Consider the following 22,246-nt stretch of genomic DNA (forward strand, 5'->3'; position numbering starts at 1 on the left):
CACATGAGCTTGTCCAAGAAGGCCGCTCTGGGCGCGGTGGCGATGGCCGCCGTCGGCCTGGTCATCACCGCGCCGTCCGCATCCGCCGACAGCGCGAGCCTCCAGCGCTTTGTCGACGTCGCCCCCGGGGCGACCGTGGACATCACCGATAATTGCCCGTCCGATCTTCCCTATATGCAGAGGACCGGATTCCGCGTGCAGTACGGCTCCGGCGCGGACGGGATGAAGTATGTCCGCCGGAACGACGAGCACGACGGCTGGGGGGTGAGAGCGACCAACAGCGGCACCGAGCCGGCAACGGTGGAGATCAGGTATATCTGCTCGTCGCTGCCGACGACCATCAACAGGGAGAACGCCGTCATGGTCAGGTCGAGCGACACGAAGCCGCTCAGGACCTCAATCGGCTGCCCGTCGAGCTACCCCCTTTTCGAATCTCTCGAGTACACGCAGAGAGGCTTTACCCAAAGCTTCACCGCGTACGACGTCGAAGCGGGTGAAGGCGTCCAGCGACTGGTGCCGGAGCCCAATGGGCAGGTCTACATCACCTTTTCCAGTAGCTACCCTCTCCTCACTCGCCCGCCGGTGAACGAGTACATCGAATTCAGTTACACCTGCTCGAGATAGCGGGTTTCCCGCATACCTCGCATAACATCCTTCTCTTGGGCAAATACGGACAGTATCTATGCATATACGGTGAGTTGTGATGACATGGTGGCCGACCGCCTAGCCCTGCGCCAGACGCGCTAGGTGGACCCTGACCGAGACAGCAAGCCGACCGGCGAAGTGCCGAGTCGTGGTGAACCTGAGCAGGAAGGGCGACATGAGCGCGGACGACCCGACAGCGGAGCAGGCATGGCCGGAGCACGCGGCGGCGGTGGTGGGCGTGGGATGCCGCCTGCCCGGTGGGATCGTGAACCTGGACGGGCTGTGGCAGGCGTTGCGGCAAGGCGCCGATCTGGTCGGCCAGGTCCCGCCGAGCAGGTTCGAGGCCGATCGGTTCGTCGACGAGACCCTGCCGAGGCCGAACAGGAGTTACACCCGGGCCGGAGGCTTCCTCGACGAGGACATCACCGCCTTCGACGCCGCCTACTTCGGCATCTCCCCCAAAGAGGCCGCCTCGATGGACCCGCAGCAGCGGTTGCTCCTGGAGATGGCGGTCGAGGCCCTGGACGACGCGGGCATCGATCCGGCGGTGCTGGCAGGCACGGACACCGGAGTCTTCATCGGCATCTCGGATCCCGCCTACGGCACCATGCAGGCGTTGGAGCCGGGTGCCATGGGCCCCTACTCGATGTCGGGGGGAACCCTGTCCATCGCGGCCAACCGGCTGTCGCACTTCTTCGACCTACGCGGGCCGAGCATGAGCATCGACACCGCGTGCTCCTCGTCGTTGACGGCCGTGGAGCGGGCCTGGCGGTCCCTCGCGGAGGGATCCAGCCGGGTGGCGCTGGCCGGCGGGGTCAACCTGTTGCTCAGCCCGGGCCCCTTCATCGGTTTCAGCCAGGCGTCGATGTTGTCGCCGACCGGCCGGTGCCGGGCGTTCTCCGCCGACGCCGACGGGTTCGTACGCGCGGAGGGCGGCGGTGTGGTGGTGCTCAAGCGCCTGGCCGACGCGATCGCCGACGGGGACCGCATCCACGGCGTCATCGTCGGCGCCGCCGCCAACAACGACGGCCACACCATGGGGCTGGCGTTGCCGAACGCCGAAGCACAGGAAGCCCTGTTACGGCAGGTGTACACCACGGCGGGCATCAGCCCCGACGAGATCGTGTACGTGGAGGCGCACGGCACCGGCACCCAGGCCGGTGATCCGGCCGAATGCCAGGCGCTGGGGCGGGCGCTGGGCAGCCGGCGCACGCGCGGAGTCCTGCCCATCGGCTCGGTGAAGTCCAACCTGGGGCACCTGGAGCCCGCCTCCGGCATGCCGGGGCTGTTCAAGGCCCTGCTGGTGCTCCGGCACCGGATGATCCCCCCCTCGTTGCACGCCGCCACGCTCAACCCCCGTATCGACTTCGACGCCCTGGGGCTGAGCGTCACCGTCGAGCCGCGACCGCTGGACGAAGCAGGCGAGCGGCCCGTGGCCGGAGTCAACTCCTTCGGGTTCGGGGGCGCCAACGCCCATGTGGCGCTGGCCGCACCGCCCTTCCCCCGGGAGGCCGTGGACGAACCGGCGGCACCCCCCGCAGGAGCGCTGCCCGTCGTCGTGTCCGCGCGCAGCCGGTCCGCGCTGCGGGAAGCCGTGGAACGGACCGCCGCGCACCTGGCGTCACTCGACGAACGGGATTTCTACCACGTGGCCTACACCGCGACCCGGCGGCGCGGCGGCCACCGGCATCGCGCCGTTGTGCTGGCCGATACCGCCGCCGCGGCGGCGCGGGCGCTGGCGAGCCTGGCGGACGCCCCGGAGTCGACGGGCGGGGAGCCGACCGGCCCCGCCGGTGAGTCCGGTGGGGGCGGGCGGCTCGGAGCCGGGGACGCGGCGGTGGCGGAGTCGGAGACGGTGGAGCACGGGCGGGTGGCGTTCGTGTTCTCCGGCAACGGTTCGCAGTGGGCCGGGATGGGCGCCGATCTGCTGTCCGACGAGACCTTCCGCTCGGCCGTGGAAGCGGTCGACGCCGAACTTTCCGATCGGCTCGGCTGGTCGGTGCTCAAGGAACTGTCCCTGCCGGCCGACCAGTCACGGCTGTCGGCGACCGAAGTGGCGCAGCCGTTGCTGTTCGCCGTCCAGGTCGGTCTGGTGGAGATGCTCAAGGCGGCGGGCGTACGGCCGGGAGCGGTGCTCGGCCACAGCGTGGGCGAGGTCGCCGCCGCCTACACCGCCGGTGCCCTGTCACTGGCCCAGGCGGCACAGGTGATCTCCGAGCGTGGCATGGCGCAGTCGGTCACCCGGGGGCGGGGCCGGATGGCCGCGCTCGGGCTGCCCGAGACCGCGGCCAGGCAGGTCCTGGCCGGCTACCCGCGACTGGAGGTCGCGGCGGTCAACTCCGACCGCGACGTCACGATCGCCGGACCGGACGAATCGCTGAAGTCACTGGGTGAGGACCTCTCCTCGCGCGAGATCTTCTTCCGCGAACTGGACCTGGACTACGCCTTCCACAGCGGCGCCATGGATCCGGTGCGGCAGCCCCTGGCCGAGGGACTCGCCGGGCTGCGGCCCTGCCCGGCGCGCATCCCCCTGGTGTCCACGGTGACGGGCGACCCGGTCCGGGGGCCGGAGCTGGACGCGGCGTACTGGTGGCGGAACGTCCGAGAGCCGGTGCGGTTCGCCGCGGCGGTCGAGCGGGTGCTCGGCGACGGCTTCGACGTGCTGCTGGAGATCGGCCCGCATCCGGTGCTGCGCTCCTACCTGCGCCGCATCAGCGGCACCGCGCGGGTACGCGCGGCCGTCGTGACCACCTTGCGCCGGGACGAGCCAGGCCCGGCGCGTGTCCGCCGCGCGGTCGCCGAACTCGTCGCGGCCGGTGCGCGGCTCGACTGGGATCGATACTTCCCCCGCCCCGGCGCGGTGCGATCGCTGCCGGCCTACCCGTGGCAGCGCGAACGGCACTGGATCGGAGGCCCGCACACCTGGGTGCGGACCGACATCGACACGACGATCCAGCATCCGCTGCTGGGACAGCGGATGCCGGTGCTGGACCCCACCTGGCAGGGGGAGATCGACCGGGTGCGGGTGCCCTGGGTGGCCGACCACCGGGCCGGCGGTGCCGCCGTCATGCCGGCCACCGGCTACGTGGAGATGGCCATCGCCGCCGCCCGGCTGGTCATGCCGGACGCCGCCGAGGCGGTGGAGGTGGACAGGGTCGACATCAGCCGGGCCATGGTGGTGCCGTCGCAGGCCGCCGCCGATCCGGTATACGCGCAGACGTCGCTCTGCGTCGACACCGGGGTGGTCACCGTGGCCAGCGCGGGCCGCCAGGCGGAGCAGCCCCGCGAGCACTTCCGGGCCCGGGTACGGCCGCTGCTGCGCCGGATCCCGCCGCCGCTGGACGTGGCCGCGCTGCGCGCTCGCATCGGCACGCGCGTGGACGTGCCCGGCTACTACGCGCGGGCCGCCGAAGGACACATGGTGTGGGGGCCGCAGTTCCAGGTCCTGACCGAGCTGTGGATGGGCGAGCGGGAGGTGCTGGGCGCCTACTCGTGCCCGGAGCAGGGGCAGGGGCGCTACCAGATGCATCCGGTGGTGCTGGACAGCGCGCTGCAGGCCGGCGTGTTGTGGCTGGTGGAGTCGCTCCGATCGGGCCGCGGCTACATGCCCGCCGCGATCGGCTCGGTCCGCCTGTGGGGAACGCCCGCGGCCCAGGGGCTCGTGCACGTAAGGGAACGTTCCAGCAGTGCCGAGGAGGTCTGCTGGGACATCGTGGTCGCCGATCACGACGGCCGGATCGCCGCCGAAGTGGAGGGCTGCCGGCTGCGCCGGATGCCCGGCGTCCACATCACCCCGGTCACCCGTTACGAGACGGCGCTACGGGCCGCGCCCCGGGCCGGCACGCCCGCCGAGCCGTGGCCGGCCCCCCGCCCCGGGCAGATCCTGTCCGACGCGGCCGAGCGGATCGACCGGCTGCGCTCGGCGTGGCACGAGCTGGACTATCCGCGGTACGCCGCACTGCTCGAAGAGGTCTTCGCCCGCACGCTGGCCGGCGCGCTCGGCGAGCTGGCCGCCGAGCGATCGATCGGCGTCGAGGAACTGATCGAGACGTGCCCGGCGGCGCACCACCGGCGGATGCTCCATGCGGCACTGCCGCTGCTGGAACAGCACGGACTGCTGGAGCGGCCGGTCGAGGGCGGCCTCCGCCTGACGCCGACGGGTGCGGACCCGCACGAGCCGCACCGTGACCTCCACCGTGACCTCCGCGGGGACCTCCACCGGGACCTCCACCGGGACCTCCACCGGGACCTCCACCGGGACCTCCACCGGGACCTCCACCGGGACCTCCTCGCCCGGGGAGCCGCCTTCGCCGCCCAGACCGCCCTGTCCGTACGGGCCGGCCGGTGCCTGCCCGAACTGCTCGCAGGCCGGCGTGCCGGCTCCGACGTCCTGGGCTCCGGCGGCGGTCATGAGCTGATGGAGCAGTTCCACGACGCCGGGCCGGTCAACCTGTTCACCAACCGGATCGCCCGGGCGCTCGTCGAGCAGATCGTCCGGCGATGGCCGGCCGACCGGCCGCTGCGTGTCCTGGAAGCCGGTGCCGGGACGGGCGGCACCACCGCCATGCTGCTGCCCGTCCTGCCCGCCGACCGCACCCGCTATCTGGTCACCGACCTCGCCGAGGCGGCGTTGACCCGGCTTCGGCAGCGCTTCGCCGGCTTCGACTTCGTCGATTACGCCATCCTCGACCTGGACGCCGACCTGGTCGAGCAGGGACTGACCGCGGGCGGGTTCGATCTCGTCGTCGCGGCGAACAGCCTGCACCTGGCCCGTGACCTGCCCGCCGCGCTGCACCGCCTGTCCTCCCTCCTGGTTCCCGGCGGCCAGTTGCTCATCGCCGAACCGCACCGGGTGGGGACCCTGCTGCCGTTCCTCGGCCTGCAGGAGGAGTTCTGGGACTTCACCGACCGGCACCTGCGCCCGCTCTCGCCGCTGCTGTCCCGGGAGAGATGGCCGGAGGTGCTGGCGGAGGCCGGCTACACCGAGGTCGTCCAGACCGGCGACGACGACGAACTCGCGGCAGGCGACTTCTCGGTGATGCTGGCCACCACCCCGGCCACCACGCCGGCCACCACCCCGGCCACCACGCCGGCCACCGCCCCGGCCACCACGGGGGGCGCTTCGGCCACCGCGCACTTCTTACCGGACGCCGCCGGCAGGTGGATCATCGCCGGTGAGGACGGCACCGGCGCTCTGACCGCCGAACTGGGGGCGCTGCTGCGAAGCCGTGGGGCCGACGTGCTCCACTCGCCGCTCAGCGACGATCCCGACCACTGGATCGATCGCTTCCCACCCACCGCCCAGACGGTCACCATCGCGGTCATCCTCGGCGGAGCGGACGGTACGGATCCCAAGGCGACCGTCGAGCGGATCACTCGGCGGGCCGCGGCGCTGCGGGCCATCGCGCTGGCCTGCGAGCAACTGCCCGAGCACGTCGCGACCGCGGTGTGGCTGGTGGCCCGCCCCTGCGGCGCGCTGCCGGAACCCCGCCTCGACGACGTCCGGCTCCACCCCGAGGACGCGGCGACCTGGGGGACGACGCGCTCGCTGGGCAACGAGCAGCCGCGGTTGGCGATACGCCGGCTCTGCCTCCACCCCACCGGCGACGCCGCACAGGACGCCGGCCGCCTGGCGGCGGAACTGCTCGCCCCGGGTGAGGAGGACGAGATTCTGCTCACCCGCCGAGGGCGTTTCGTGCCGCGGCTGCTGGAGTCGGGCGAGCACGCCCGCAGCCTGCCCGCCGGCTCGGGCGGCGCCTACCGGCTCAAGGTGTGCGATCCCGGGCTGTCGTACACCCTGGCCTGGGAGGAGATGCCGATGCCGCGGCCCGGGCCTGACGAGGTCGTGGTCGAGGTACGGGCGATCGGGCTGAACTACCGCGACGTGATGCGCGCGGTGAACCTGCTGCCCTCCGAGGCCGTCGAAGCGGTCTTCGGCGGGCACGAACTGGGCCTGGAATGCGCCGGGATCGTCACCGCCGTCGGCGCCGCCGTCACCGGGATTCGGCCCGGTGACCGGATCATGGCCGCGGGACCCGTCGGATTCGCCAGTCACGCGAGGGTCAAGGCGTGGGCGGCCGTCACCCTCCCCGAGGGGATGACCTTCACCGAAGCCGCCACCATGCCGATGGCGTTCTCCACCGCGCACCATTCGCTGGGGTACTGCGCACGCGTCAAGGCGGGTGAGACGATCCTGGTCCACGGCGGCGCCGGTGGGGTCGGCCTGGCCGCGCTGCAGTACGCCCGCCACCACGGAGCCCGCGTGATCGCGACCGCCGGCACCGCCGCCAAACGCGATCTGCTGCTCGCGATGGGAGCCGACCACGTCCTGGACTCGCGCAGCCTGCACTTCGCCGAGCAGGTCAAGGAACTGACCGGGGGCCGGGGAGTGGACATCGTGCTCAACTCGCTGGCCGGCGAGGCCGTCACCCGGGGCGTGGAATGTCTGCGGCACGGCGGCCGGTTCATCGAGCTCGGCAAACGGGACATCTACCAGAACAGGCCCCTGCTGCTGCGCCCGTTCTCCGACAACATCGCGTTCTACGGCGTGGACGTGGGCACTCTCATGTGGAAGGCGCCCGAGCTGATGGCGGAGAGCACGTCGCAGGCCGCGCCCCTCTACCACTCCCGGCGGTTCCGGCCGCTGCCGCACACGGTGTATCCGGCCGCCCGCGTCGCCGACGCCTTCGCCATGATGCGCCATTCCCGGCACATCGGAAAGGTCGTGGTGTCCTTCGACCCGCGCGACGAACCGGTCACCGTCCAGCCCCAGCGGACGGCGCCGCGCCTGGACCCGGAGGGGACCTACCTGGTGACGGGTGGCCTGGGCGGGTTCGGCGCGGCGACGGCTCGCCGCCTCGCCCGGCGGGGTGCCCGCCACCTCGCCCTGGTCGGCCGCCGGGGCGCCGAGGCGCCCGAAGCTCCCGCCCTGCTGGAGGAACTGGAGGCATCGGGGGTGGAGGTCCGCGCGTACGCGGCCGACGCGGCCGACCGCGACGCCATGCGGCGGATCCTGCACGACCTGGACGCCGGCGGCCACCCGCTGCGCGGGGTCGTACACGCGGCCATGCACCTCGACGACGGCCCGCTCGCCGACCTGGACGACGACCGGATCCGAGCCGTCCTGCACCCCAAGGTCGCCGGCGCGATGGTGCTGGACGAACTGACCCGGGATCGCCCCCTCGACCTGTTCGTCATGTACTCCTCCCTCACCACCATCGGCAACATCGGCCAGACGTCGTACGTCGCCGCGAACCTGTTCCTGGAGGCGCTGGCCCGGCGGCGGAGCCGGCAGGGCCTGCCCGGGCTGACGGCCTGCCTGGGCGCGCTCGCGGAAACCGGGGTGCTGACCCGGGGCAGGCAGGGAGAGGCACTGGCCAAGGCCGGGATCCCGCCGATGCCTCCCGACCAGGCTCTGGACGCCGTGGAGGCCATGCTCGGCGAGCACGCCGACGTCGCCATGGTGGGCCGGTGCGACTGGGGCCGGTTGCGGCAGGTCCTGCCCAGCCTGCAGCGCCCGTGGCTGTCGCCGGTGCTGCCGCCCGGCGCGGAGCAGCAGGGCCCCGACCTGCTGTCGCTGCTGGCGGAGATGAGCTACGAGCAGCAGTACGCGTACATCACCGAGCAGATCACCCGGTTGCTGTCCACCGTCCTGCTCATCCCGGCCGACCAGATCGCCGAAGACCGGCGGCTGGACGAGTACGGACTGGACTCCCTGATGGCCACCGAACTGCTGACCTCCATCCGCAGCCGGTTCGGCACCGACATCCCTCCCATGGAGCTGATGCGCAGCGGCGGCACCGTCGCCGACATCGCTCACAGCGTGCTCATCCGCCTCGGTCTCCGCGGCGAACAGCAGCCCGCCGGTGCGAGCCGGCAGAAGTGAGGACCGCATTGACCCAGCCGCACACCCGGATGGCGGGGGTGGCCGCCCACCTGCCGGAGACCACACTGAGCACGGCCGAGCTGGAAGACCGGCTCGCCGACCGCAACCCCACCCTGGACCTGCCCCGAGGGCTGATCCACGACCACAGCGGAGTCCGGCGCCGGCACGTCGCCCTCCCTCACGAGAAACCGTCCGACCTGGCGGCGCACGCCGCCCGCCGGGTCCTGGAGGACAACGGCCTGCAGGCCGCCGACCTCGATCTGCTCATCTACGCCGGAGTGTCGTCCGACGCCGTGGAGCCTGCCACCGGACACGTCGTCGCCGCCAAGATCGGGGCCTGCTGCCCGGTGTTCGACGTACGCAACGCCTGCAACAGCGTGCTGAACGCCATCCAGGTGGCCGACGCGCTGATCTCCGGCGGCCGTCATCGGCGGGTCCTCGTCTGCTGCGGAGAACTACCCACCGCCGGCACACCGTGGACCCTGGCCGACGCCGAGGAGTACGTCACCGTCGCCGCGTCCTACACCGTCTCCGACGCCGGTGCCGCGTTGCTGCTGGAGGCCGGCACCGAACCGGGGGTGCTCGCCCACCGGTTCTCCGCGTACTCCGCCGGATGGCAGGCGGCGGTCTCCGCGGTGGACAACCTCACCACCGACCCGTGGGCGGGCAGGCCCACCATCGGGCCGCTCATCGTCGACTCCGCCCTGCTGGTGCGCGGCATCGAGAACATCGACTACGCCGTCTTCCACAAACCCCTCGCCGATCTCGGGCTGACCTGGGACGACTTCGCGGCCATCTGCGTGCACCAGGCGACGCTGCCGACGCTGTGGTGGTTCTGCGACCAGGTGCGCATCCCGCAGGGCAAGGTCGTCGTCACCATCGCCCAGCACGGCAACCTCGTCGCGGCGACGCTGCTCGTGCAACTGGCGCGGGTGGTCGCCTCGGGACGGGTACGGCGCGGCGACCTGGTCGCCCTGGTCGGCCTGGCCAGCGGGGCCAGTGCCGGAATCGTCGTCGTGCGGTGGTGATCCGGTGACCACACAGGCGACCCCTCCCAGCGAATCCGGCCCGAGCGAATCCGGCCCGAGCGAATCCGGCCCGAGCGAATCCGGCCCGAGCGGCTCCGGCCCGGCCGAGCCGGTCGGCGAGCTGATCGTCCGCGCCGAGCGCTGGTTTCGCGAGCAGCCCGACGTGATCGCCTGCCAGGTCGGTGGCCGCACCCCGGCGGCCACCACCTACGGGCAGATGTCGCGGTCGGTGGACCGTGCGGTCGCGGCCCTCGCCGGGGCCGGGATCCGCCCGGGCATGCGTACCGGCCTGCTGGTGCCGCCGGGTCCGGAACTGGGCGCGCTGGCCGTCGCCCTGGTGCGGCTGCGCGCGGTACCGGTGCTGGTCGATCCCGGGCTGCCACTCGACGCGATCAAGCGCTGTCTGCGCCAGGCGGCGCCCGAGGCGTTCATCGCGATTCCCGCCGCGCAGCTGGCCAGGAGGCTGCTGGGCTGGACCCCTGACGTCCGCGTGTCCATCACGGTCCCCTCGCGGCGATCCCGCGGCTCGGCGTGCCCGTCAGACACAGGCCCGTCCGGCGAGCCGGGGCGCAGCCTTGGGCCCGGCGAGCCGGGACGGTGGCGCCCCGCCGGCCCCGACGACCTGGCGCTGATCGCCTACACCTCCGGATCCACCGGCCCGCCCAAGGGCGTGCCGCTGCGTCACCGGCATCTGGCCGCGCAGCTCGACCTGCTGGGCGCGTTGGGCACGGTGGAACCGGGGACGCCGGTGTTGTCGACGTTCGCGCCGTTCGCCCTGGGAGCGGCGGCGTTCGGGGCGACCGTGGTGATCCCGGACATGGACCCGCGGCATCCGGTGCGGGCCGACCCGGCCGCCCTGGTCGCCGACATCCGGCGGTATCGGGTGGCCGGGATGTTCGCCGCCCCCGCGCTGCTGGACCGGCTCGCGCGTCACTGCGCCGCGCACGATCTGGTGCTGGACACGCTCGGCGACGTGGTGTCCGCCGGGGCGCCGCTGCCGATGCCGGTGATGCACCGCCTGCGCGGCTGCCTGCGCGACGACGCGCGGGTGCTGTCGGTGTACGGCGCCACTGAATGCATGCCGGTGGCCGCGATCGAGAGCCGTCTGCTCGCCGAGCACGCCGCGGCCACCGCCGCCGGGGCGGGCACCTGCCTGGGTCCTCCGCTGCCGGGCACCGAGGTACGGGTCATCGCCGTCGGCGACGACCCCGTCGAACGGTGGAGTGAGGACCTGGTCGTGCCGCCCGGCACCATTGGGGAGATCATCGTGGCCGCCCCTACCGTCAGCGACCCCTACCTGGACGATCCGGAGGCCACCGCACTGGCCCGGATCCGCGATGGGGACCGCGTCTGGCACCGGATGGGCGACGTCGGCCGGTTCGACGAGCAGGGAAGGCTCTGGTTCGCCGGACGCAAATCGGAACGGGTCCGCACCGTCGGCGGCGACCTGTACACCGACCAGGTCGAACCCGTCTTCGCCGCCGTGCCGGGGGTCCGCCGCACCGCACTGGTCGGCGTCGGTCCCGCCGGCGCCCAGCGTGCGGTCCTGGTCGTGGAGTGCGAACCGGGATCCCGGGACGACGCTGCGGTGAATGCTCGCGTGAATGCTCGCGTGAAGGCGAGCGTGAAGGCTCGCGTGAAGGCCGACGTCCTGGACGTGGCGGCCCGCCATCCGCACACCGCCGAGCTTCGGGAGGTGCTTTTCCACCCCGGGTTCCCGGTCGACGCCCGGCACAACAGCAAGATCCGCCGGCACGAGCTCGCGCTGTGGGCCTCGCGACGCGTCCGGGCGGGCCGACGATGAGGGTCCTGGTGACCGGGGGCGGCGGCTTCCTGGGAGAGGCCGTCTGCCGGCGGCTGGCCGCCCGCGGCGACACCGTGCACGCTCTTCAGCGTCACCACAGCCCCGCGCTGGCGGCTCTCGGGGTCACCCAGCACCTCGCCGACGTCCGTGACCGCGCGGCGGTGCTGGCCGCCGTCGCTGCATGCGAGGCGGTCGTGCACTGCGCCGCGAAGGCCGGCGTACATGGACGGGACCGGGACTACGAGGAGATCAACGTGTCAGGGACGCGGAACGTGCTGGACGCCTGCGCGCGTCACGGGGCACGCCTGGTTCACACGTCCTCGCCGAGTGTCGTCCACGACGGGCGGGACCTGGAGGGAGTGGACGAGTCCGTGCCCTACGCCCGCCGTTTCCCCGCCGCCTATCCGCGCACCAAGGCGGAAGCGGAACGGCTCGTCCTCGCCGGTGCCGCGGCCGGGCGGGTGACGGCGGTCGCGTTGCGTCCGCATCTCATCTGGGGTCCAGGAGATCCGCACTTCCTGCCCAGGCTGGTGGCGCACCGCCGCCTGCTGTGGCTGCTGGGCGAGACCGACAAGACCATCGACACCGTCTACATCGACAACGCCGCCGACGCCCACCTGCTCGCTCTCGACCGGTTACGTCCCGGCTCACCGCAGGCCGGCCGGGCCTACTTCATCACCCAGGGCCAGCCCTGCGGTTTCGGGGAATGGCTCAACCTGCTGCTGCGCGCCGCCGGGCTGCCTCCGGTGACACGCCGGGCACCGGTCGGCCCGGTCCTGCGGGCGGCCCGGCTGCTGGAGCAGGCGCGCCGGCTGCCGTGGGCGCGGCGCCTGCCACCGCTGATGTTCCTGGTGGAGCAGGCCTCGACGGCGCACTGGTTCGACATCTCCGCGGCCCGTCGCGATCTCGGCTACCAACCCCGGGTGAGCATGGCGGAAGGACTGGCCCGGCTCACCGCCCACCTGTCCGCGGAGAACACCCGGTGACCGGATTCCCGGACTACCCGTTCACCTCCCGGTGGTTCGCCCACCCGCGCCGTGACGGCCTGCGCCAGCACTACCTGGACGAGGGGGCGGGACAGCCGGTGCTGTTCCTGCACGGGAACCCTTCCTGGAGTTACCTGTGGCGGCGGCCGATCCTCGCGCTGCGCGAGGAGTTCCGGTGCATCGCCCCCGACCACATCGGCATGGGCCTGTCGGACAAGCCGGGGGCCGACCGTTACCCCTACGACCTGGCCGCCCGCGTGGACGACCTGGACGCCTTGGTCGAGCACCTCATCACCGGCGGCGGTGCCCCCGAACACGGGTGGACACTCGTCCTGCACGACTGGGGAGGGCCGATCGGCATGGCCTGGGCCTGCCGCCACCCCGGCCGGGTCGCCCGCCTGGTCGTGCTGAACACCGCGGCCTTTCCCAACCCGCACGGCGAACGCGTACGTCCTCTGCTGCGGCTGCCGTTCCGGGTGTTGCGTGACACCCGGCTGGGAACTCGCCTGTTCCTGCGCCACAACCTCTTCGCCCGCGGCGCCACCTGGCGTCCGCTGGGAGTCCGGCGTCGTATGCCCGCTCCGGTGCGCTCGGCGTTCCTGGCTCCCTACGACCGGCCCGAGCACCGCGTGGCCATCCAGCGCTTCGTCCAGGACATCCCGTTGCGCCCGGGCGACCCTTCCTGGCCTGTTCTGCAGGGCACCGGCACGTCGCTGACGCGGTTCGCCGACCGGCCCGTGCTGATCGCCTGGGGGCTGAGCGACCCGGTCTTCGACCGCGCCGTGCTGGGCGAATGGCGTCGGCGTTTTCCCGCCGCCCTGACCCGCCTGTATCACGGCGCAGGCCACTACGTGCTGGAAGACGCCCACGCCGACCTCGTCCCCGCGATCCGCTCGTTCCTGCGCACCCCGCCTCGTGCCGACGGCTGACCCGAGGTTCGGCTCCCGGGCTCTCGGCGTTCGCCGTCCCGGCCTGTCATCGGCCGGCGAGACGGGCGTAGAGGATCACATTGTCGGTGTAGTGGCCGGCCCGGCGGTCGAACGCACCGCCGCACGTCACCAGGCGAAGGCCGGCGTGATCCAGCGGGCCGTACACGCGACGGGTGGGGAACCGCTTCTTCGGCACCGTCTCCACCGACTCGACCACGAACCTGGCCACCGAGCCGTCCGCGCGGCCGACCTCGACGACGTCCCCGGGGCGCATCCGCCCGAGGTCGTAGAAGACTCCCTTGCGGCCCGCGCCGTCGACGTGGCCGAGGATGACCGCCGCCCCGCGCTCGCCAGGGGTCGCTCCGTTCGCGTACCAGCCTGCCTCCTCGGGGTGGTCCACCGGCGGGACCTGCACCGTGCCGTCGGGGTTGAGCCCGAGCCGGCCGAGCGCCACGTGGACGCCGATCTTGGAGATGTCCAGGCGGCGCGGCTCGGACCGCCCGAGCGCGGGGCGGCCGGAAGAGGAGATCGGCTCCGCGGCTGTTCCCCCGCCGGCCGTACCCCTGTCGGCCGTCGCGGGCCGGGCGGCCGCGGGCGGCGGGGCCGGAGGACCGTCCGCCGGCAGGACTCCGCAGCCCACGAACACGGCGCCGGTCAATGCGACGGCGGCGGCCGCCACGCCCAGGGCACGACGCCCGCCGTCCGTCCTCGCACCCGGCATGTCAGGCACCCGCGCGTGACCTCCGGCGCAGCGCCAGCACACCCATCCCGGCCCCCGCGGCGAGAAGGACGGCACCCGCCGGGACCAGCACGGTCGCGGTGTCCGAGGGGCCGCCACCGGTCTCCGGGGCGCCTCGCGGCACGGTCCGGGGGCGCTCGGCCGGGGCCTGCTCCCCCTCGCTCGGCTCCGCCGGCGCGGCCGACGGCACGGGAGTGGGCTCGTCCGACGACGCGTGCTGCGCGGCGGGCGAGGGCGCGGCGGCCACCGGTCGGCTGTCCGCCACGGCTGGGCTCACGGGCGCGGCCAGTACGGCGATGCCGAGCGCCGAGACCGCCAGTGCGGTACGGATCATTCGCATGCTTCCTCCTTGCGCGGCGGCATGGCGGGAGGCGTTCCCGCACGCACGCCGCAGGTCGCTGATCTGGGAATGGCCCCGATGCTGGCAGGGGAATGTCCGCCGATCATGATCGGAATGTCATGAGCATGTAATGGATGTCGCCATTCGCAGGAAGAAAAACGGGCATACCGGATACTTGAGTGGTGGCCCGAGTGATGCTGATCGAGGACGACCACTCCTTACGGGAGAGCCTGCGTCTGTCATTGGGCCGCAACGGGCACGATGTCGAGGTCGCGCGGACCGGCGAGGAAGGCCTTCGACGCATGTCCGCCGCCCCCGCCGACATCGTGGTGCTCGATCTGATGCTTCCCGGGCTCGACGGATTCGAGGTGTGCCGCCGCATCCGCGCGGGAGGGCCCACGCCGATCGTCATGCTCACCGCCCGCGGCGACGACCTCGACGTGGTCAGCGGCCTGGAGGCGGGGGCCGACGACTACGTGGTGAAGCCGGTCCGGCCGCGCGTGCTGGAGGCGCGGATCCGCGCGGTGCTGCGGCGCGGAGGACCCGTCGCGGCGGCGGCCTCCGCGTCAGCGGGGCCGGAGACCCACGGCGACCTGACCATCGACCGGGGCGCCCTCACCGTGGCCAAGGCCGGGGTCCCGATCGCCCTGCCGCCGATGGAGCTGCGGCTGCTGCTGGAACTGTCGGCGGCCTACAACCAGGTGTTCAGCCGTCAGCAGCTCCTGGAGTCGGTCTGGGAGCTCGACTTCCTGGGTGACTCCCGGCTGGTGGACGCGTGCGTGCAGCGGCTGCGCGCCAAGATCGAGGACGTACCCGCCAAGCCCCGGTACATCCAGACGGTGCGCGGGTTCGGCTACCGGTTCGGCCCTCTGTGAGGCGGGGTCCCGGGGACGGCCGGCTCTCCGGCTGGGTGCGCGGGCTGCGCCCCAGGCTGATGATCGTCTGTGTGCTGCTCGCGGCGCTCAGCGCCGTGACCGCCGCCGGGCTGGTGTATCGCCAGGCGCGCGACCTCATGCTGGCCCGTACGGAGTGGTCGCTCGTCAACGAGTTCCGGCTGCGCGTCGCGACGCTCACCGAGAACATGCAGCACCCGCCGGACCGGCCGGCGCTGCAACGGCTCGCCAACGGCGTCGCGCCCTCGTTCCTCGAGGCGACCGGGGCCGCCGCCTACCGGGGCGGGGCACTGATCGCCTCCGGCGACGACACGGGAGCGATCACTTCCGAGCTGCGCCGTACCGTCCTCGACCGCAACCGCCTCTTCTACCAGCGCGTCGTCAGGTCCGGGACGCCCTACCTGGTGGTCGGCACGCCGGTGATGCTCGGCAGGCAGGCCACCTCCTCGGGCGTCGAGGTGTACCTCATGGTCTCCCTCGCCAAGGAGCAACGCGAGGAGGAGCTCCTGGTCACGGCCGCGCGGGACGGGGCGATCCCCGTCGTGCTGCTCGCCGTGGCGCTGGCCCTCGTGGCGGCGCGCGGCGTCCTGCGCCCGGTCCGCGACCTCGACCGGGCGGCGCGCAGGCTCGGCGCGGGCGAGCTGGACACGCGTCTGAAGGTGACCGGCGGCGACGAACTGGCGCGGTTGGTCAAGACCTTCAACGCCACGGCCGCCGCCCTGGAGGCGAACGTCTCGGAACTGCGGAGCATGGAGGTTCAGGCCCGCCGGTTCGTCGCCGACGTGTCGCACGAGCTGCGCACCCCGCTGGCGTCCATTCTCGCGATGGCCGACATGTTCGAGGAGGAGGCCGGCCACCTGGAAGGCGACCTGGAGAAGGCGGCCCGCCTGATGAACCTCGAAGTCGGCAGGCTGGTGCGGCTCGTCGAGGACCTCATGGAGATCTCCCGCTTCGACGCCGGTGCGGCGAGGCTGGTCCTGGACGACGTCGACGCCGCGGACGCGGTCCGCGCCTGCCTGCGGACCCGCGGCTGGACCGGGCGGGTGTGCCTCGATCTGCCCGCGGACACGCGGGTCCGGCTGGATCCGCGCCGGTTCGACGTGATCATGGCGAATCTCGTGGGCAACGCCCTCCGCCACGGTGCGCCCCCGGTCACCGTACGGCTCCGCGCCGGGGCCGAGACCGTCGTCATCGAGGTGCGGGACGCGGGCGCCGGGGTGGACCCGCGGATCCTTCCGCATGTCTTCGATCGTTTCTCGAAGGCCGACGAGGCGCGGACCAGGTCGGACGGAAGCGGCCTCGGGCTCGCCATCGCCCGCGAGAACGCCCGGCTCCACGGCGGCACGATCGAGGTGGCGAATCCGCCGGAAGGAGGGGCGGTGTTCACCCTCACGCTGCCCCGCCACCCGCCGCCGCCCCGGACCGGCCCCGGCGACGCCTCGCCGATCGGGGGGCGCGAGCCGTGATCTCCCGTACCGGCTGGGCGGCCGCCGTCCTCGCGGTGGTCGTCGTGTCCGCGACGGCGGCAGGTTGCGGCATCGCCCCGACCGGCGTCAGGGACGGAGGCGAGCCCGCGGTGGGGTTCCGTCCGAGCACCCGGCTGTACTTCGTGTCGGGTGCGCGGCTCCGGGCCGTGACCCGCCCCATCCCGCCGCTCACGCTGAAGGAGACTCTCGACCTGTTGATGGACGGTCCGAGCGCGGACGAGCGCAAACGAGGGCTGCGCACCGACCTGCTCCCCGACGTACACGGGCCGCTGAAGGTCAGCGCGGGCCGGGCGAGGGTCCTCATCACGCTCCCCCCGCTCAGACCGACCCCGGCGGAGGTGCCGCGGTTCCCCTCCACCGACGTTCCCCGCCCCGACCTGTCGGTGGGCCAGCTCACCTGCACCGCCGCCGGCGCCGTCGCCGCGCGCGAGAACATCGATCCCGACGCGGTCACCGTCGTCTTCCGGCAGCCCGACATCGGCCGTACGGAATCGTTCCACTGCTCGGAATTCCCCCGAGGCTAGGGGGCGTTTCTCGCCGGCCGGCAGGGTGGTCCGGTCGGCCTTCCGTATTGGTGGACTCTTGAACACTTCACGATCGAGCTGTTACGGTCACCAACCAACTTAAAGGCTGGATTCAGGGCGATTTCGGGCTTCCGGAATCGGGGCCAGCCAGGCTGCGGCGATGTGTGCCGCGGCCTCACCGTTCAAGGAGCAACGCATGCAGCATGCCCTGCCCAAGCGACGCCTCGCGGCCACCGCCGCGGCGTTCGCCATGGTGGGTGCCGCCTTCCTCGGAGGCGTGACCGACTCGGCCGGCGCGGCCACCACCGACGAGCCGACGTCGACACCGGTCAACGTGGACATCCCCGACGGGATGCTCATGAGCTACGTCGTCAATGCCCGGATCGCCAACCCCGGCCAGACTCGTCTCGTCGAGCGCGCGGTCGAGGCCGCCGGAGGTGTTGTCGTTCAGTCCTGGCCCGAGATCGGCGTGGTCGTCGCCCACTCCGACCGAGCGGCCTTCCGCGCGAACGTCACCGCCAAGGGTGGCAACGCGGTCGCCTCCGTCGGCGCCACCCGCACGGCCGGGGTCTCCGAGGGGACGCCGGCCGACCTGGCCCCGCCGTGGGGCCCCGGCGCCAACGGGTACAAGAAGGGTGCCAAGAAGCCGGTCAACGGCGACATCCCGGCCGACCCGCAGCCTGGCGAGAGCCTCGACCCCAACGAGGGCGTCCAGTGGGACATGCAAATGATCAAGGCCCCGCAGGCGCAGGCGATCTCCGACGGCAACCGCAACGTCCTCGTCGGGGTGCTCGACAGCGGCATCTCGCCGACGCACCCGGACCTCAAGGCCAACATCGACGTCGCGAACTCGGTCAACTGCAGTAACGTCGGCCGTCCGGATCAGACGCCGTTGGCTTGGCGCCCGACGACGAGCGACCACGGCACCCACGTCGCCGGCACCATCGCCGCCGCCCGCAACAACGTCGGCATCGTCGGTGTCGCGCCGAACGTGCGCATGGCGTCCGTCAAGGTCGTCAACGACGACGGCTTCATCTACCCGGAGTACGCCGTCTGCGGCTTCATGTGGGCGGGCCTGAAGCACATGGACGTCACGAACAACTCCTACTACGTCGACCCGTTCGAGTTCTGGTGTGACGACCAGCCCGACCAGGCCGCCAGCAAGGAGGCCGTCCGGCGCGCCGTGGAGTGGGCCACCGCGCAGGGCGTCGTCAACGTCGCCGCGGCGGGCAACTCCAACTACGACATGGCCAACAAGACCGTGGACAAGGGCAGCCCCAACGACGCGCCGGAGCCGACCGTGCGCACGATCAACAACCGCTGCAACGACATCCCGGCCGAGCTCGACGGTGTCGTGACAGTCGCCTCCCTGCAGCGCGTTGGCACCACGCTGGACAGCGTCCGGTCGTCCTTCTCCAACTACGGCCTCGGCAAGATCGACGTCACGGCTCCCGGCTCGTCGATCTACTCCACGACGTGGAACACCCGGACGGGGGCCGACGGCTACGGCACCAAGAGCGGTACGTCGATGGCGAGCCCGCACGTCGCCGGCGTCATGGCGCAGATGAAGTCGGCGCACCCGTCCTGGTCGCCGGCCCAGATGATCAGCGAGCTCAAGGCGCGGGCCGTACCCAAGCCGTGCCCGCTGAACACCGCGGCCTGCACCGGCACCGTCGACGACAACAGCTTCTTCGGCGCCGGTGTCGTCGACGCCCTCGCAGTCGTCAAGTGAACTGACCCTGGTGTCACCTGAGTGACACCGCCACGCTGGGCCCGCACCGTCATGACGGTGCGGGCCCAGCGCCGTACGGACGAGGGATACGGGTTCAGGTGAGGCCGGTCAGGAGCAGGTGATGGCGAGCTTGCCGAGCGTTCCGGCGCCGGCGCGACCGTGGAGCGCGCACGTTACCGCTGCGGAGGACAGAGTGCCGAGGTCAGCAGGGCCATGGCCGCCCGCTTCCGATCGTCGGAGTACGGGGTCATCGACAGCGCGAGCTGGCGCGTGCCGTCGGGGGAACTGAACGCCACCGTCGAGTAGCCGTTCGTGCCACCGCCATGGCCGTACGCGATGCCGCAGGGCAGGGAGGCCACCTCGAGTCCCAGCCCGTACTCCTTGGCGCCGCCGGGGTCCTTCATCTCCTTCAGCAGAGCCGGCCCGAGCAGCTCGCCGCCCAGCAGGGCGCGGTAGAACCGGTTGAGGTCCGCGGTGGTGGAGATGATCGAACCGGCCGCGCCGGCCACCGTCGCGTTGAATCGCGTGACGTCGACGGGGACGACCTTGCCGCCTTCGACGACCCGCACGTAGGCGTGCGCGTGCGGACCCGGCACCTCGCGGGACGTGCCCGGCAGAAGGGTGTGCCCGAGCCCCAGCGGCCGCAGGATCCGCTCCCGGATCTCGCTCGCGTACGGTCTGCCGGTGACCCGCTCGATCAGCATGCCGAGCACGAGGTAGTTGGTGTTGGAGTAGCCGAACCTGGTTCCCGGCGGGAACTCGTGCGGGTGTTCCTCCGCCCGTTCCACCAGCTCCCTGGCGGTCCAGGTGCGATAGCGGTCCTTGAGGACGCCCTCCTCGTCGAACAGGCCGGTCGCGTACTCCGGAATGCCGCTCGTGTGCTGGAGGAGGTTCCTGATCGTGATCGTGCCGCCCTGGTCGACGAGTCCGGGCAGCCACTGCTCCACGCTGTCGGACAGCTTCAGCTTCCCTTCTCCCACGAGCTGGAGCACCACGGTGGCCGTGAACGACTTGGTCACGCTTCCCGCACGGAAGCGGCCGTCCGCCCTGGCCGGCTGGGGACGGTCGATCCTCGCCCTGCCGCTGGCTCCCCGCCAGATGGTGCTCCCGTCGCGGACCTCGGCGATCGCGGCGACCGCTCCCCCGGCCACGATCCGGTCCAGCAGTTTCTGCAGGCTCGGCTGGCTGTGATGACGCGGCGTGGCAGCCGCGACGGCCGGCGCGGCGAACGCGGCCGGCATCGAGACGCTCACACACAGGGCGACGGCGGCGTGGACATGTCGTACTTTCACTTGCTCCTCCGATCCGCGAAGTCCGGGCTCCCGGTTTCGCAGCACCACGATCGGACGTACGAGGGGGCCGCAACATCGGAGGGATCACCCACGAAACCCTGAACCGGGCGCGGGCGGTCTCCGACGTGAGGAGGAGCGCCGTCCGGCCAGTGGAGTGAGGGCGCCACGGCCGATCGGAGGAGGCGCCGCCGTCGGCCGGGCAGCGGCCCGGCAGGCGCTGGCCGAAGCCCGCGCCGCACGGCGGCGACCCCGGCCGTGCTCGGCTCGGGGCGTTTGGGCTGTTCAATGGTGGTGGTCAGGGGCAGGGTCGAACTGCCGACCTGCCGCTTTTCAGGTGTGGCAGTCGTTCATCGGAAATCTGGGGGTCGAGGGTGGTCGACGGTGCCCGCCGCGTGTGCGTGGTGGCCGTCAGCGCCTGCTCAGTCCCCGCAGCACCGGTAGCCCGGTGCCGGAGTCGAGCACGAGGCGGTCGCCGAGTGGTCGCGCCAGCGTGACGGTGATCGTAGCTGTCTTGAGGATGGCCGGGCACACCTCGGCGGAGTCGGATCTTCTCTCGTCCACGTCGACCACCACCAGTCGGTCGGTCTCGTAAGCGCGTGCCCCGTGAACGGTGTCGCAGGCGCCGTAGCCGTACCGGAGAAGCAGTTGGTTCGGCTCGCCGGCGACGGAGTCGAACGCCATCACCTCTTCGACGTCCCCCTTCACCCGCTCGGGACGGGCGGTGACGGCCGAGGGGTCGACCGCCACATGGACCTTCTTCTGCTCGACTCCCTCGACGGTGAACACCCAGGCGGGCACCTGGATCGTGCCTCGGCTGGTCTCCAGCGGCACCTTGCCCAGTCTGGCGCCGATCACCCGGAGCGGGCGGCATCCCTTGGCCGGGCACTCCTCTTCGATGAGGCCGGCCGGTTTGCTGAACTCTGCGTACGCGCTCGCCGCCGTGATGAGGGGCACCTGCGAGACCTCGCCGTCCGGCCATCGCACGTCGGCGCGGTCCGGGGAGTCCTCGGGCAGCTTGGCGGCCAGCCGCCAGGCGCCGTTGTGCGAGCTTCTGTTCACCCAGGCCGGGATCCGGCCCACGCGAGCCCATCCTTGGGGGTTCAGCACTTCCAGTGCGACGAACCCGTTGCGCCAGGCGCGGTCGTCGGCCGAGCCCTGCCAGCGCTCCGCCACCTCCCGGGCACGATCCTCGAACTCCTCAGACGAGGCGCCGTGGGACCCACCGGGCGAGGCCTGAAGGATCCCGCCGCAGGAGGAAAGGAGCACCACCAGGGACAGGCACGCGATCATTCTTCGCACGAGACCTCCTCCACCCCATGATCAGTCAACGCCCGTCGCCTCCGCTTGGCTTTCGGGGTTCTGACCGTCGGGGGTCGCCCGGTCGAGAGGGACGAGGCGGAAGACGGGGTGGTCGTCGGGGTCGGGCAGGTGGTCGAGGAGGCGGCGCACCTGTCCGGTGCCCCAGCGGGCCCGGTAGGCGGCGAGGACCTCTTCGCGTCGATCGCCGGCCAGTTCCACGGCCTGGTAGCGGTCTCGGTGGCCGCGCCGGCTGACGGTGCAGTGGCCCGCGGCGCGAAGGTTGCGCACCCATTCTGTTCGGCCCCGCACCGATACCAGGTAGCGGGCGTCAGCGAGTTCGACGACGTTCACGGGAACCCGTTGGAGGGCGCCGGTGGTGCGCCTTGGAACGTGCAGAGTGCTGGCCGCGCCCAGCCATCGGACGAGCGGGTTGATCATATGGACGGTAAGCCAGCCCGGCCGTCGGTAGTGCGGTGTCATGCGATCGCCTCTCGGGTCGTGGATCGGTCGGCGTCTCCTGGGCACGTCGGCGCTGGAGCGCTCACCACGGCACCTGGCCATGGTCATCGAACAGCGCACCGCTGCGCACAGCGCCGTGATCGCGGTACGGCTTGCCACGCTCGGACCTGACGCACCCACCGGCGGCTGTCGGAGGTGAAACCG

At 72.1% G+C, this 22,246-nt stretch carries 15 protein-coding genes; 10 read left to right on the plus strand and 5 right to left on the minus strand.

Going from position 1 to position 22,246, the window contains the following annotated elements; translation table 11 throughout:
* The first annotated feature begins 3 nt into the window (after positions 1 to 3).
* From ABZ857_RS38455 to ABZ857_RS38480, 6 genes are all read left to right on the plus strand, one after another.
* A complete protein-coding gene (locus ABZ857_RS38455) occupies positions 4 to 624 on the plus strand; it encodes a hypothetical protein (RefSeq protein WP_357053876.1) in 621 nt (206 codons plus the stop codon).
* A 196-nt stretch (positions 625 to 820) separates the two neighbouring features.
* The gene (locus ABZ857_RS38460) at positions 821 to 8,530 is read left to right on the plus strand and encodes an SDR family NAD(P)-dependent oxidoreductase (protein WP_357053879.1); all 7,710 of its coding nucleotides are present in this window, start codon (positions 821 to 823) and stop codon (positions 8,528 to 8,530) included.
* A complete protein-coding gene (locus ABZ857_RS38465) occupies positions 8,527 to 9,558 on the plus strand; it encodes a 3-oxoacyl-[acyl-carrier-protein] synthase III C-terminal domain-containing protein (protein WP_357053881.1) in 1,032 nt (343 codons plus the stop codon). The genes ABZ857_RS38460 and ABZ857_RS38465 overlap by 4 nt, the downstream gene beginning before the upstream one ends.
* Before the next feature lie 4 nt (positions 9,559 to 9,562).
* Positions 9,563 to 11,362 (plus strand): fatty acid CoA ligase family protein, encoded by a 1,800-nt coding sequence (locus tag ABZ857_RS38470; protein WP_357053884.1) that lies wholly within the window; start codon positions 9,563 to 9,565, stop codon positions 11,360 to 11,362.
* The gene (locus ABZ857_RS38475; protein WP_357053887.1) at positions 11,359 to 12,348 is read left to right on the plus strand and encodes an NAD-dependent epimerase/dehydratase family protein; all 990 of its coding nucleotides are present in this window, start codon (positions 11,359 to 11,361) and stop codon (positions 12,346 to 12,348) included. The genes ABZ857_RS38470 and ABZ857_RS38475 overlap by 4 nt, the downstream gene beginning before the upstream one ends.
* A complete protein-coding gene (locus ABZ857_RS38480; RefSeq protein ID WP_357053890.1) occupies positions 12,345 to 13,277 on the plus strand; it encodes an alpha/beta fold hydrolase in 933 nt (310 codons plus the stop codon). The genes ABZ857_RS38475 and ABZ857_RS38480 overlap by 4 nt, the downstream gene beginning before the upstream one ends.
* Before the next feature lie 46 nt (positions 13,278 to 13,323).
* Here ABZ857_RS38480 and ABZ857_RS38485 read toward each other — a convergent pair whose 3' ends face one another.
* Complete coding sequence (locus tag ABZ857_RS38485) at positions 13,324 to 13,998, minus strand: class F sortase (protein WP_357053893.1); 675 nt, start codon at positions 13,996 to 13,998, stop codon at positions 13,324 to 13,326.
* Between the two features lies 1 nt (position 13,999).
* Positions 14,000 to 14,356, minus strand: a complete 357-nt coding sequence (locus ABZ857_RS38490; protein ID WP_357053896.1) for a hypothetical protein — start codon at positions 14,354 to 14,356, stop codon at positions 14,000 to 14,002.
* A gap of 182 nt (positions 14,357 to 14,538) precedes the next feature.
* Here ABZ857_RS38490 and ABZ857_RS38495 point away from each other — a divergent pair, with 182 nt between their 5' ends.
* The 4 genes from ABZ857_RS38495 (at position 14,539) to ABZ857_RS38510 (ending at position 18,992) form a co-directional block, all read left to right on the plus strand.
* Positions 14,539 to 15,231 carry a response regulator transcription factor gene (locus ABZ857_RS38495; RefSeq protein WP_357053899.1) on the plus strand — a complete coding sequence of 231 codons (693 nt, stop codon included), beginning with the start codon at positions 14,539 to 14,541 and terminating at the stop codon, positions 15,229 to 15,231.
* Positions 15,228 to 16,715, plus strand: coding sequence for a HAMP domain-containing sensor histidine kinase (locus tag ABZ857_RS38500; RefSeq protein WP_357053902.1), 1,488 nt, complete (start codon positions 15,228 to 15,230; stop codon positions 16,713 to 16,715). Before ABZ857_RS38495 ends, ABZ857_RS38500 begins: the two co-directional genes overlap by 4 nt.
* Positions 16,712 to 17,260 (plus strand): hypothetical protein, encoded by a 549-nt coding sequence (locus ABZ857_RS38505; protein WP_357053905.1) that lies wholly within the window; start codon positions 16,712 to 16,714, stop codon positions 17,258 to 17,260. Before ABZ857_RS38500 ends, ABZ857_RS38505 begins: the two co-directional genes overlap by 4 nt.
* Before the next feature lie 196 nt (positions 17,261 to 17,456).
* Positions 17,457 to 18,992 (plus strand): S8 family serine peptidase, encoded by a 1,536-nt coding sequence (locus ABZ857_RS38510; RefSeq protein ID WP_357053908.1) that lies wholly within the window; start codon positions 17,457 to 17,459, stop codon positions 18,990 to 18,992.
* A 173-nt stretch (positions 18,993 to 19,165) separates the two neighbouring features.
* Here the strand turns inward: ABZ857_RS38510 and ABZ857_RS38515 are convergent, their stop codons facing one another.
* From ABZ857_RS38515 to ABZ857_RS38525, 3 genes are all read right to left on the minus strand, one after another.
* A complete protein-coding gene (locus ABZ857_RS38515; protein WP_357053911.1) occupies positions 19,166 to 20,284 on the minus strand; it encodes a serine hydrolase domain-containing protein in 1,119 nt (372 codons plus the stop codon).
* Between the two features lie 408 nt (positions 20,285 to 20,692).
* Positions 20,693 to 21,583 (minus strand): hypothetical protein, encoded by an 891-nt coding sequence (locus ABZ857_RS38520; RefSeq protein ID WP_357053914.1) that lies wholly within the window; start codon positions 21,581 to 21,583, stop codon positions 20,693 to 20,695.
* Between the two features lie 21 nt (positions 21,584 to 21,604).
* Positions 21,605 to 22,021, minus strand: coding sequence for a nitroreductase/quinone reductase family protein (locus ABZ857_RS38525; protein ID WP_357053917.1), 417 nt, complete (start codon positions 22,019 to 22,021; stop codon positions 21,605 to 21,607).
* Positions 22,022 to 22,246 lie beyond the last annotated feature (225 nt).

Origin of the sequence: Microbispora sp. NPDC046933 (assembly GCF_040644635.1) — a bacterium.
Lineage (GTDB): Bacteria > Actinomycetota > Actinomycetes > Streptosporangiales > Streptosporangiaceae > Microbispora.